The following is an 11,922-nucleotide window of genomic DNA, read 5'->3' as shown; positions in this document are numbered from 1 at the left end:
CCGTCCGGCCGCACCGGGCCTCCCGCCTTCATTGGGGGGCGCGGTGCCGTCTGCGGCGGTACTCCGGAGATGCTGCGCGGTGCACTGGCTGCGCGCGCAACGTTGCCTGCGGGACCGGCGACCAGGTGGAGCCGTCGGAGGCTGGATTGCAGAGCCTGCCAGTGGCGCTTAGCGTGATGTCGGGGACTCCAGGGGGCTCTCGGGTGCGAAAGGTCACTCATGCCACAATCCATGCGCGCGCTCGTAGCCGGAAAGGTGGGCGAGCCGGCCGATGTCCTGCGGCTGGAATCCCGTCCTGTTCCCACGCCGGAAGCCGGTCAGGCGTTGATCCGCGTGAAGGCGACTCCGATTCACGCCAGTGATCTGCACGTGCTGCGTGGCCGCTACGGTTTCTCCCCCGAGTTCCCCACTGTCGGGGGTCACATGGAATGCGTGGGCCGTATTGAGGCCCTGGGCCCGGATACCGAGGGCCTGAAGATCGGCGAGCGCGTGGTGGCCGTTGCTGTCCCGGCGATACCCGGGCCGCAGGTGGCCGGCACTTGGCAGGAATACCTTGTCGCCGATACACGAAGGCTCCTACCGGTCTCCGATCATCTGAGCGACTCCAGCGCCTGTCAGCTCGCCGTCAATCCGTTGACCGCGCTGCTCCTGGTGACGCGCGAACTCGACGTACAGCCGGGTGAATGGTTGTTGCAGACGGCCGCGGGCTCCACCGTCGGCCGGCTCGTCATTCAGCTGGCCAGGCATCTGGGTATCCGCACGATCAATGTCGTGCGGCGGCGCGATGCCGTCGAGGAGATCAAGGCGCTCGGTGGTGACGAGGTCATTTGCACGCAGGACGAGGACCTGTTGCAGCGTGTGGCCGAGATCGCGGGATCGGCCGGCGTGCGCAAGGCCATCGACTGTGTCGCGGGCCATGTGGGTGCCCAAGTGTCCCAGGCGTTGGCTCCGGGAGGAGAGGTCGTGGTCTACGGCGCGCTCTCCACCCACCGTCAGACCGACCCGGCAGCACTGACGATCCCGCTGTCGGCACGCTCGGTCATCTACGAGACCAAAGTGGTCCGTGGCTTCTGGCTGAACCGCTGGTTCGGCACTGCCTCACCTGCGGATGCGCTGCGCGCGCTGTCCGAGGTTCGCGGTCTCGTCGCTGATGAGGTGCTGAGCATCCCCCAAGGCGAGCCGTTCCCGCTCGAACGCTTCACTGAGGCCATCTCGTTCGCCGAAGCACCCGCACATGGCGCCAAACCGCTCTTCGTCTTCGACGATGGCCGGGACGAAGACGGCAGCTAGGACGCGGCTCGGCACGTTCGACCCGACCACGCATCGGATCGAACTGCCGACAGCTCAGTCGATCAGACGGGGATCCAGTCGGGCCACTGGGGCGGGACGTTACTCACGGGGCAGAGGCCGGAGTCGCCGGGATAGCCGTCCAGCGTCCCTCGGGTCGCGAAGAACCACCATGCCGGCCACACCGTCGCAACGACGACCAGCACCGTCGGCAGTGAGACGCGGACCGCCGTTGGCGCGCGCAGCACCAGGCGTCGGCCGATGGCCTTCGCCGCGAGCCCGACGAGTGCTTCGGCTCCCACGACCAGAGGGAGCAAGAAGTTGAGTTCGAAGCGTCCGCCGGCGTCGTAACCCGCGTCGCAGTACGCGCGCGCCCAGACGGTCAGCGACCAGGCGACGCACCCCATGGCGGCTCCGAACAACGCGGAGCCCGCCCAGGGGAGACAGGAGTTGGATCTCGGCTTGGCTGTGTGCACGACATGACACGACATCGAACACACCTTGCACGGTTCCGAGATGGGCGGGTGAGTGCGGAACCGGTTGACCCGCCCACAGAGCACCAACTCCACTCCGCCGCAGGTCAGGGCGGAGAGGGCACAAACGTGGCGGTGAGCGTGTCGGCCAGCCACTTCTCGTACGTGTCGGCGGACCAGCCCCGTCCTGCTGTGAACTGGGTGTACAACTGCGGGCCTGCCAGGGCCCAGACGGCGTCCGCCAGGTGGGCCGGATCCGCCTCCGGGTCCAGCGCGCCGGACTCGTCGAGGTGTGCGACGAAGGCGGTGACGCCGGTCAGCCTCGTGCGCAAGGACATCGACATGGAGATCCTGCCCGAGGAAGCGGACTTCGACGGGCCCGCCGACGAAGCCTGAGCGAGGAACGGGCACATGCCGTCGAACGAGCCGACGGCCGTGAGACTGCCGCTGTCGTGGCGGTCTCACGGCCCGGGCGGTCGGGTCAGCGGGTGACCATCACGGCGTCCAGGGCGACGGTGGATCGTCCGGGCGTGCTGCCGGAGAGGATCCGCAACTGCACCTTGTGGGTCGTGATCGTGGTGCCGAGCGTGCGGGTGAACACCACTTGCCGGTAGGCGGTCTTCGCGGCGTAGGTGTTCACCGTACCGACCGTCTTTCCGTCCACCACGACCGCGAAGCGCCCGCCGTTCGACTTCCGGGTCGCCACTACGCGCAGTTGGGTGCCGTCCGCCGAGAAGGACACGTACGCGCCCTTGGCGGCGGAGGTGCGTTCGGTGCCCGACCAGGCGGCGGACGCCGCCGCCGACTTCCAACTGCCCGTGTAGTGCAGTGCCGTCGCACGGTCGTCGACCGGGATGCCGGTGGTCGCCGCCTTGCTCCAGGCGCCGGTCTGGCCGGCGTCGTCGTGAGCGCGGGCGTAGAAGCGGTAGGTGAGTCCGGACACCGGCTTCACGGGGCTGCCCGCCTTGCCGAAGACCGCGGCGGTGGCCGTGGTGCCGGTGCGCCAGGTCTGGAGCGGCCCGAGCTTCCAGACACCCGCGCTGTCACGGATGGCGACCCGCCAGCCGATGTCGTACGACTTCACCCCCGCGGTCTTCGCCGACCAGGTGACCGGCACGGACGCGGTGGTCGCCGCGCTGCTCGCGACGGTCGGCGCGGTGACGGTGGTGGCAGGGGTCGCCCGGCGCAGGGTCACCTTGCCGGTGACGTCGGCCGCCGCACGGCCGGTGACCGTGTCACGCACGGTCAGCGTCCAGGTGTACGCGCCCTCGGTGGCCGCTCCGCCCGTCTGCGTGGTTCCGTTCCACAGCGGTGCGACCTTGCCGTTGGAGGCCGTACCGGTCAGGGAACGCACCTGCATGGTGGCGGACTTGAGGGTGAGCGTCCAGCTCACCGGCCGGTTGTAGGTCCAGGTGGGGGCCCAGGTGTCGGCCGATCCGTCGCTGTTGGGGCTGAAGCCGGTCGGGGCGGCGGCCGAGGCGGCGGTGGGAACGCCCGTCCAGGTCACATGGGTGACGTCGGCGTCGTCCATCCAGGCCGCCCAGGGTGCGACGCGGTCGACCGCCCACCGCTCGGCGGCAGCCGAGTTGGCCTTCTCCGGGAGCGCGAACAGGGGCTGCGCGGCGGTCGTCGTCCCGCCCAGGGGCTGGGCGTTCAGCGTGACGGCGCCGCCGTCCGTGGACCTGGTGAACGTGTAGAGAACGTCCGTGCCGAGGATCGGCGTGTGTACGGAGGCGTCCACGGTGGTGCCGGCCGAGCTGCCCGCCTTGAGCAGCAGGCCGGTGGTGGAGCCGGCCCCGCAGGTGGTCAGCAGGATCCGGGAGCCGCGCACCTGGAGGCCGCCGGGAAGGCAGTTCACGGTGGCGACGGTGGTGGCGGTACCGGTGGCCAGGTCGGTGCGGCGGATCGACCAGGTGGACGTGGTGCCGTTGCGCACCGAGGAGTACACGGCGCCGCCGTTCAGCGCGGAGCCGGAAGGCACTCGCTGCATGTGCCCGTCGGCGAAGGTGTAGAGGAGAAGAGTGCCGTCGGCCGTGGTCGTCCTGTCCGACATCAGGACGCGCTCACCGTCGAAGTCCGCGACGGTCACCGCCGCGACGTTGTCATAGTTCAGCGGTGTGCCGACCGGTTTGCCGTCCTCGTACACCTGGAAGTGGCCCGGCTCGGAGGCGCCGCCCTGCTCGACCAGGACCCGTCCCCCGGCTGCGGCCAGGGTCTGGTGCACCAGACCGCCGGAGTAGGCCAGTACCCGGGACGGTGTGCTCGCCGAGGCCCCGGCCGGGCCGGCCGACAGGCCCGAGCGGAGCAGGACGCCCTGCCGCCGGGAGGAGTCGTCGGCCGTGTAGAGCGCACCGTCGGACAGCGCCAGCGCGTCCAGTCTGGCGGGGCCGGCGGGGATCGTGGTGGCGTCGCCCGCGGCGGTGGAGACCCGGCCGTCGGCGAGCGTCTGGATCGCGGCGTCCACGTCGGGCCGGTAGAGCGTCACTCGCATCTTGCCGTCGTCGCCGACCGCGAGGTCGGTGAAGGTCCCGCCGAGGTCCTTCGCGGCCGTGGATCCGTCCCTGGACATGGCGAACAGCTCGGACGCCCCGTCCACCGCGCTCCACTGGTACCAGGCGAGGGTGTCCTCGCTGATCCAGCGCGCCCCGCTGACGGGCAGGGTGACCGTGGACGGGCCGTCCTCGGGGGCCGACCGCCGCCACTCGGTCAGGGTCGCCCCGTCGATGACCCCGACATGGCCGGGGGTGAACTCCAGGCCCTGCGGCAGCTCGTCGGTCGTGGGCTCGGCCACGGTGACCGCCCTGCCGGTGGCGAAGTCGACGTACACGATCTCGTGGTCCCAGCCGGGCGCGGTCCGCCGGAGCACCAGGGCGCCGTGTGCGTCCGAGGCGAGGACTTCGTACTGCTCGTCGTCGGACAGCAGCGTCCGGTCCGCACCGCCGGGTGTGCGCAGCAGCAGGCGCACCCGGTAGGCGGAAGCGTCGTCGTAGCTCTGCTGGACGAGGATGCCGGCGCCGGCCTGCCCGCGGTAGCGCTCGTCCCCCGCGGCTCCCGAACTGTCGTAGGCGACCGGGAGAACGTCCTGGTCTCCGGAGTCGAGGTGGCGCAGGGTGACATGGTCGGCGAGCGCACCGTTCGGGTTGGCGGAGGTGGCGACGGCCACCACTCCGTCCTGGACGGACACCGTGTCGACGTTCACCGGTTCGCCGTCGTCCGCGAGCCGGCCAAGGTCCTGAGGGGTGCCGCCGGAGACGGCGAGCCAGCCGTGTGCCGGCGTGTCGGCGGAGGTCTTCTGACGCCAGACGACCGCTGGGCCGGAACCGGATATGTCGTCCGCGGCGGGCACGGAGGTCGTCCGCGCGGCCAGCGTGGCCGACACGTCGGTCGCGGGCACGGCGACGGCCGAGACGGGGGTGACGACCTGGGCCACGGCGAGAGCCGCGAGGGCGGCCACCGGGACAGCGAGGAAGCGACGTCTGTGCGAAGGCATGGCAGCCCGATCTCTACTCGAACATCAAGGCGGGGATTCTCACACAGAGGTCCGCCCGCCCAGCGGCGGGATCTTCTTTCGCACCGACCAGAGGGCGTCGGCCTCACGAAGGGCTGCCGGGGCGGATCGTGAGGTACGTCCACTGGCTCCATACGCCGGTGGTCTGTGCGTCCTTGGTCGGTGGGGTGTAGTGGCCGCGGATCCGGTAGTGGTCGTTGCTCGCGAAGAGCTTCAGGGCCCGGCCGTAGCCGTACCACCCGTCGGCGTACAAGGGCACGCAACTCTGTGAGGCGGCCGGGTGCCAGGCCCCCGAGTAGTAGTGCTCGAGGTACACCGTCGTGCAGCCGCCGGACTGACGGGGAGTGACCTGGAGGTCGAAGCCCATGTTGACTTCGGACTTGTAGAAGACCTGGTAGGTGGTGGATCCGATGAGGGTGGTCGCAAGCGGGTACTGCATCGCCGTCCGGACCGTCGGCGTGAGGGTCGCACGGGTGGTCGCCGTACGCGGCGCGTAGCGGTAGTCACCCGCGAAGGCCGCGCTGAGGACGGTGTTGCGGGTGACCTTGTAGTACGCGACGAGGTTCCCGTGCGCGTCGACCTTGCCGCTCTTGAGCTGCGCCCGCGGCTTGCCCGCAGGCTGGTCGTACAGCGTCACGAGACGGGAGTTGTACGTGGCCCCCAGGTGCGCGGTGACCTTGACGGTCGCGCCGGAGTGGTACGACTTCGCGTCGGTCGTCACACTCAGGCTCGGAGTGGCTCGGGACACCTGCACCTTCGCCGACGCCGTGACCGGTAGGTAGGACGTGCCACCGTCGTAGGTGAAGGCGTAGGTGTTCGCACCGCCGACCTGCGGGGTGTCGTGGAAGGCGAAGCTGCCGTCGACGGCGAGGGGCACGGTGCCCACCGAGTAGCCCGAGGGGTGTGCCAGGTCCGTCTTGACGACGTGGACCGCGCCGGTCCTCACGTGCGCGTGCGGCCAGGCCAGACGCCCGGTGACGGTCGTCGGCACGGCTCGGCCGGCGGTGGACGCGGCGCTCAGCGTCATCGTGGGCGCGTACTTCGCGACGGGCACGCCGAAGGTCTGGGCGGCCGGGCGGTAGTGGCCGCTTCCGGAGTAGTCGACGCGGAAGCTCAGTGGACCGGTGAGGGGAGCGGTGCCGGAGACGTAGTAGGAGCCGAAGAAGTCGGCCGGCGTGCGTCCCGGGGTGGTCGTCGGGTCCGGGATGAGCACGCCGTCCGGATCGGCGTCGTCGTAGCGGGTGATCCGTACGGCGCCCGGAATCATGGCTTCTCCGGCGTCGAGGCTGAGGAGCGAATCGAAGCCCGCCCGGAACGAATAGGCCTCACCGGGGGCGAGCGGAGTGGTGGTCGCTCGTCCGTTGAGACGGACCCACGCCGTTTCCGCGTCACGCACTGTCCGGAGCCTCGGTGTTCCCCCGGAGGCGTCCACGCCCACGGCGTAGAGCCGGCTCCCGTCCGGGGCCCAGGCGAGGCCGTGTACGGCCAGACTCACTGGATACCCGAATGTGTACTGCTCGTAGGAACCGTCGCCCGTTTCCGGAAATGTCTCGAACGCGTAGTAGTTCTCGCCGCCGGCCACGGTGCCGTCCGGGGCCACGGCGACAGCACTGGGACCCACCGGCGTGCTGAATCGCCCGTCCACCGCCAGATCCGAGGTGCGGTACCGCTGGTCGCTCGCGCGCAACCAGGACGAGACCGCCAGGTGCAGCCCGTCCGCCGTGACCGCGAAGTCGCTCAGGTCGGGGACGGGCAGCGCCTTCGCGGCCTGCCGGGTCAGCGCACCGCCCTCGGCCTGGTACGTGACGAAGGCGGAGGTGTCGCCCGTCTGCACGGCGGCCGCGAGTACGCCGGAGGGGGTCGGGGTCGTCGCCAGCGTCGGCGATGCTGCCCAAGTGCCGGAATCCTGCCGCAAAGTGACCGCACCGGACCCGTCGACGGACCCGATGCCGCCGGCGCCTGCGGTGCCGTACCCGAACCAGAGAGTGCCCCCGGCGACGGCCAGCGAGTCCGGACGGGTGCCCGCGCCCGTGCCGTAACGAGCCGACTCGGTCAGGTTCTCCGTACTGATCGCCGCGATCGCGTCCCGGCCCGGGAGAGCCGCGTACAGCGCGGATCCGTCGCCGGAGAGGGCGAGACCGGCGGCACCCGGCTCACCACTGATCGTCGTAGGGTTCCCGCCGTCCAGGTCGGTGACGAGAATGCCGTCGGTGCCGGCGCCGCCGCTGATGAACAGGTGTCCGTGGCGGGCGTCCACGACCATGTGCGCGAAGTGCGCGATCGGCAACGGTACGTCCGACGCCGCGTACGAGTCGACCGCGCCGGGACCGATGACGGTCGTCAGTCCCAGGAGCAGCGCCGCGGCGGTCGGCGGCGAGAATCGCACCAGTTTCATGAAAGGCCCCCACACAACCTTCACGATCAAGGAGCGCAACCTAGCACGGGGAAGGTCGCACCCCGGCAGGGGGCGGAGGTCGGGGGCCGGTCCGCGGCGCAAGCGCTGTCGCCTCCCAAGTCGACGGTCTCCGCGGCGCGTTGGGCAGCCTCCCGCTGGTCGTGCAGGGGTGGATGGTTCCCGGCGGGGCGCTCCGGGATGGGCGGGTATCGGTTCACAGGTTCTCGGCCGTCGCCTCACCCGCGGCGGGTGAAACCGGAACCGGGCGCACGAGGTGCACTACGGCCTCAGAGGGCGATCTTGCCGGGGCGAGCAGACAATGAGCACGAGGGAATCCGGAATGTGATGCCCGCGAGGGAATCCGGAACATGGTGGCGCGGCTGAGGGCCGCCTGCCCCTCGGTCGAACGCCGGTCCCGGAAAAGGACTGATAGGTGATGTCGGACGAGAGAGCCGAACGCATCGCGGATTTCATCGGGCCACTGATCGGGCCGCTACGGGTGGAACCGGGGTCGAAGGTGCGCCTGGACCGGGACTTCGACCCTCGCTACAGGGCCGGTCTGAAGAAGCGGGACGGGATCGAGCTGCTGCGGACCGGTGTGTCGGTGCTGGCCGAGTACCAGGAGCGGCTGTCCGCCCAGGACACGTACGGCGTGCTGCTCTGTCTCCAGGCACTCGACGCCGGAGGCAAGGACGGGACGATCCGCCACGTGATGAGCGGCGTCAATCCCCAGGGTGTACGGGTCAGCAGCTTCAAGGTGCCCTCCACCGAGGAACTCGACCACGACTACCTGTGGCGTTACGCCCAGAGGCTGCCCACGCGCGGCGAGATCGCCATCTTCAACCGCTCGCACTACGAGGAGGTTCTCGTCGTACGGGTCCACCCCGAGAACCTGGTCCGGCAGAAGCTGCCGGGCGACACCCTCGGGCCGGGCGTATGGGACCGGCGCTACCGGGAGATCAACCACTGGGAGCGCTACCTCACGGACAACGGGTTCAAGGTGGTGAAGATCTTCCTGAACCTGTCCAAGGAGGAGCAGCGCACCCGCTTCCTGAAGCGGATCGACCTGCCGGAGAGGAACTGGAAGTTCTCCGCGGCCGACGTCCGGGAGCGGCGCCGGTGGGACGACTACCAGGACGCGTTCTCCGAAATGCTGTCGGCCACGAGTACGAAGTGGGCGCCGTGGTACGTCGTGCCGGCGGACCGGAAGTGGTTCGCGCGGATCTGCGCGGCGGCGGTCCTCGCGCACGCCCTGATGGACATCGATCCTCAGTACCCCGAGGTGGGGGAAGAGACGCGGAAGGAACTGCGCGTCATCAAAAGGGAGTTGGAGCAGGAAGCCCCGGCCGGGGCCGCGGCCGATCCGTACACCTCCCGGCACCCGTCGGCCGCTCGAGCCACCGACCGGCCGCCGAAGAAGACGAGCAAGACGAAGACGAAGGCGAAGACGAAGAAGCAGCACGGTTAGGAGACCTGCCGGATCGGCGGACGACCGGCCCGGACGCATCCGCGGCCACGGATCGGAGGCGGAGCGATGACGGTGCGGTCGGATTCCGTGGGAGAACAGCCGCGCGCCTCGGGGGACGACTGGTGCACGCGCGCTCCCGGGGAGGTCGTAGCGGCGTTCGGCGTCGATCCCGCGGTCGGTCTCTCCGCGGCACGGGCCGCGCAGCTCCTGACCGCGCACGGCCCGAACTCGCTGCCCGAGGAGAGGCGCACTCCGGCCTGGCGCCGGTTCCTCAGGCAGTACCGCAGTTACATGCAGATCGTCCTCGTGGCCGCGGCGGTCGTCTCACTGCTCATCAAGCAGTGGACCACCGGGATCCTGCTGATCGTCCTGACCCTGCTGAACGCGGTCGTGGGCCTGCGTCAGGAGGGCAAGGCCGAGAGCGCGATGAACGCGCTCCAGTCGATGATGAAAGCCACGGCGCGCGTGCGCAGGGACGGTACGGAGGCCGAGATCCCCGCCGAACAGCTGGTCGTCGGCGACATCGTGCTCATCGCCGCCGGGGACCAGGTGGCGGCGGACGGACGGATCATCGAGGCCAGCGCCCTGCAGATCGACGAGTCGGCGCTCACCGGCGAGAGCGTTCCCGCCTCGAAGGACACCCGCACGCTGCAGGGCCTCGGACCGGCACCCGGCGACCAGACGAACATGGCGTTCATGAACACCCCGGTCACCCACGGCAGCGGCGTACTCGTCGTGACCGCGACCGGCGCCGGAACCGAAGTCGGCAAGATCTCCGGGATGCTGTCGGCCACCGAGAAGGAGGTACCGCCTCTCACCAAGGAGCTCGACGCCCTGACGCTGTGGATCACGGGGGCGGCGGGCCTGACCATGATCGTGATGTTCGCCCTGGGACGGCAACGGGACCAGGCCTGGGACGTCCTGTTCGTCAGCGCGGTCTCGCTGGCCATCGCCGCCATCCCCGAGGCCCTGCCGACCGTGACCCAGGCGATCCTGTCCGTCGGCAGCCTCAACCTGGCGAAGTGGAACGCCATCGTCAAGGAACTGCCGTCGGTCGAGACCCTGGCGTTCACGTCAGCGATCAACTCGGACAAGACCGGCACCTTGACGATGAACCAGATGACCGCCGTCGAGGTCGTCACTCCCACCGACCGGTACACCGTCTCGGGCACGGGCTACGGACTCGACGGGAAGATCCACCATGCCGCGGGGGCCTCCACGGGCATCCAGGACGCGATCCTGCCGTACGTGGTGGCCTGCGACGCGAAGCTCGTGGACGGCAAGGTGGTGGGCGATCCCACCGAGGGCGCGCTGCTGGTGCTCGCGCACAAGGCCGGGCTGGACATCGATGCCACCAGGGAGAGCCTTCCCCGGCTCGCCACGCTGCCGTTCGACCCGGGCTACAAGCTGATGGCCACCTTCAACTCGGCGGTCGACGCCTCCGGGCGGCAGGTCGTCCGGTGCTTCGTCAAAGGCGCGGTCCCGGCGGTGGTGGCGCGGGCCGTCACCGCGCTCGCGGCGGGCAGGAACGTCCCGTGGGACGCGGAACTGGTCGCACGTGCCGAGGCGCAGACCCAGCGGATGGGCGGCGAGGGCCGCCGGGTGATGGCCGCGGCCACCCGTGACCTGGACCCGGCCGGCTTCGATCCGGACGGCGACCTGCTCGCGTACGTCACCGAGCTGCGGATGACCAGTCTCGTCGGCATGGTCGACCCGCCCCGCGAGGACGCCAAGGCCGCCGTCGCCGGCGCCCAGGCGGGGCACATCCGGGTCCGTATGGTGACCGGTGACGACGTCACCACCGGTGCGGCGATCGCGCGGCAGCTCGGCATTCCCGGCGAGGCGGTCCTCGGCGCCGATTTCGCCGCCATGAGCGAGGAGGAGCGACTCGCCCGTATCGACGGCATCGGTGTGGTGGGGCGCGTCGCGCCGGAGCACAAGGTGCTGCTCGCCGCCACGCTCAAGAAGAAGGGCGATGTCGTGGCGATGACCGGGGACGGCGTCAACGACGCACCCGCCATCAAGGCCGCCGACATCGGTATCGCCATGGGCAGCGGCACGGACGTGGCGAAGAACGCCGGACGCATGATCCTCTCCGACGACAAGTTCGCCACCATCGTCTACGCCGTGGAGCAGGGCAGGAGAATCTACGACAACCTCACCAAGTACATCCGGTTCGTACTGCTCCTGCTGGTCACCTTCGTGCTGACCTTTCTCGGCGCCACCGTCTTCAACATCGCCGCCGGTGAACCCTTCACCCCGCCGCAGGTGTTGTGGATCCACTTCGTGGTCAACGCCTCCTTCGGCTTCGCGCTCGGCTTCGACCGGGAGAGCCCCGGGCTCATGCGACGCAGACCGCGTCCCCGAGGTGAGTCGGTGCTCACCCGGCCCGTACTGGTCACGGTCGGGATCGGCGGACTGGCGATCACCGTCGTGCTGCTCGGACTGATAAAGCTCGGTCAGGCCCACTTCGCCAGCGTCGAGATCGGTCGGTCGATCGCGTTCACCGCCTTCGCCCTCTGTCTGATCGTGGCGGCGTTCGAGTGCCGCAGCGAGACGGATTCGGTGCTGACGACGTCCACCTTCGACAGCAAGCAGATGAACTGGGTGGCACTGGCCCAGTTCGTGCTCGCGGTGCTGGTGACCCAGCTGGACGGCTTCCGCCGCATCCTCGGGACGACGCAGATCAACGCGGGGCAGTTCGGCTGGGCGCTGCTGGCCGCCGTCGCGCTCCTGCTCCTGTGGGAACTGGGCAAGCTCCTGGCCCGTCGGTCGAGAGGCACCTGACGCG

General features: G+C 69.9%; 7 protein-coding genes. 3 read left to right on the top strand and 4 right to left on the bottom strand.

What is annotated here, in order from left to right:
* Positions 1–231 precede the first annotated feature (231 nt).
* Positions 232–1,290, top strand: coding sequence for a zinc-dependent alcohol dehydrogenase family protein (locus OG798_RS28725; protein WP_097225283.1), 1,059 nt, complete (start codon positions 232–234; stop codon positions 1,288–1,290).
* Positions 1,291–1,352: 62 nt separating this feature from the next.
* Here OG798_RS28725 and OG798_RS28720 read toward each other — a convergent pair whose 3' ends face one another.
* From OG798_RS28720 to OG798_RS28705, 4 genes are all read right to left on the bottom strand, one after another.
* Positions 1,353–1,778, bottom strand: a complete 426-nt coding sequence (locus tag OG798_RS28720; protein WP_328757906.1) for a hypothetical protein — start codon at positions 1,776–1,778, stop codon at positions 1,353–1,355.
* 89 nt (positions 1,779–1,867) lie between these two features.
* On the bottom strand, positions 1,868–2,098 hold the full coding sequence (locus OG798_RS28715; RefSeq protein WP_328757905.1) for a hypothetical protein: 231 nt from the start codon (positions 2,096–2,098) through the stop codon (positions 1,868–1,870).
* A 143-nt stretch (positions 2,099–2,241) separates the two neighbouring features.
* On the bottom strand, positions 2,242–5,250 hold the full coding sequence (locus tag OG798_RS28710; RefSeq protein ID WP_328757904.1) for a hypothetical protein: 3,009 nt from the start codon (positions 5,248–5,250) through the stop codon (positions 2,242–2,244).
* A 103-nt stretch (positions 5,251–5,353) separates the two neighbouring features.
* A complete protein-coding gene (locus tag OG798_RS28705) occupies positions 5,354–7,663 on the bottom strand; it encodes a hypothetical protein (RefSeq protein WP_328757903.1) in 2,310 nt (769 codons plus the stop codon).
* 436 nt (positions 7,664–8,099) lie between these two features.
* Here OG798_RS28705 and OG798_RS28700 point away from each other — a divergent pair, with 436 nt between their 5' ends.
* Both OG798_RS28700 and OG798_RS28695 read left to right on the top strand, forming a co-directional pair.
* Positions 8,100–9,131, top strand: a complete 1,032-nt coding sequence (locus tag OG798_RS28700; protein ID WP_328757902.1) for a polyphosphate kinase 2 family protein — start codon at positions 8,100–8,102, stop codon at positions 9,129–9,131.
* Positions 9,132–9,197: 66 nt separating this feature from the next.
* Positions 9,198–11,918 carry a cation-translocating P-type ATPase gene (locus OG798_RS28695; protein ID WP_328757901.1) on the top strand — a complete coding sequence of 907 codons (2,721 nt, stop codon included), beginning with the start codon at positions 9,198–9,200 and terminating at the stop codon, positions 11,916–11,918.
* Positions 11,919–11,922 lie beyond the last annotated feature (4 nt).

Origin of the sequence: Streptomyces sp. NBC_00271 (assembly GCF_036178845.1) — a bacterium.
Taxonomy (GTDB): Bacteria; Actinomycetota; Actinomycetes; order Streptomycetales; family Streptomycetaceae; genus Streptomyces.
Note: the sequence above shows the minus strand (reverse complement) of the source record. Positions and strands in the feature narration are given on the sequence as shown.

Excerpts from the sequence above, each read along its gene's own strand:
- OG798_RS28725 (WP_097225283.1), top strand. The coding sequence starts at position 232 with ATGCGCGCGCTCGTAGCCGGAAAGGTGGGCGAGCCGGCCGATGTCCTG.
- OG798_RS28700 (WP_328757902.1), top strand. The coding sequence starts at position 8,100 with ATGTCGGACGAGAGAGCCGAACGCATCGCGGATTTCATCGGGCCACTG.
- OG798_RS28715 (WP_328757905.1), bottom strand. The coding sequence starts at position 2,098 with ATGTCCTTGCGCACGAGGCTGACCGGCGTCACCGCCTTCGTCGCACAC.
- OG798_RS28695 (WP_328757901.1), top strand. The coding sequence starts at position 9,198 with ATGACGGTGCGGTCGGATTCCGTGGGAGAACAGCCGCGCGCCTCGGGG.
- OG798_RS28720 (WP_328757906.1), bottom strand. The coding sequence starts at position 1,778 with ATGTCGTGTCATGTCGTGCACACAGCCAAGCCGAGATCCAACTCCTGT.
- OG798_RS28710 (WP_328757904.1), bottom strand. The coding sequence starts at position 5,250 with ATGCCTTCGCACAGACGTCGCTTCCTCGCTGTCCCGGTGGCCGCCCTC.
- OG798_RS28705 (WP_328757903.1), bottom strand. The coding sequence starts at position 7,663 with ATGAAACTGGTGCGATTCTCGCCGCCGACCGCCGCGGCGCTGCTCCTG.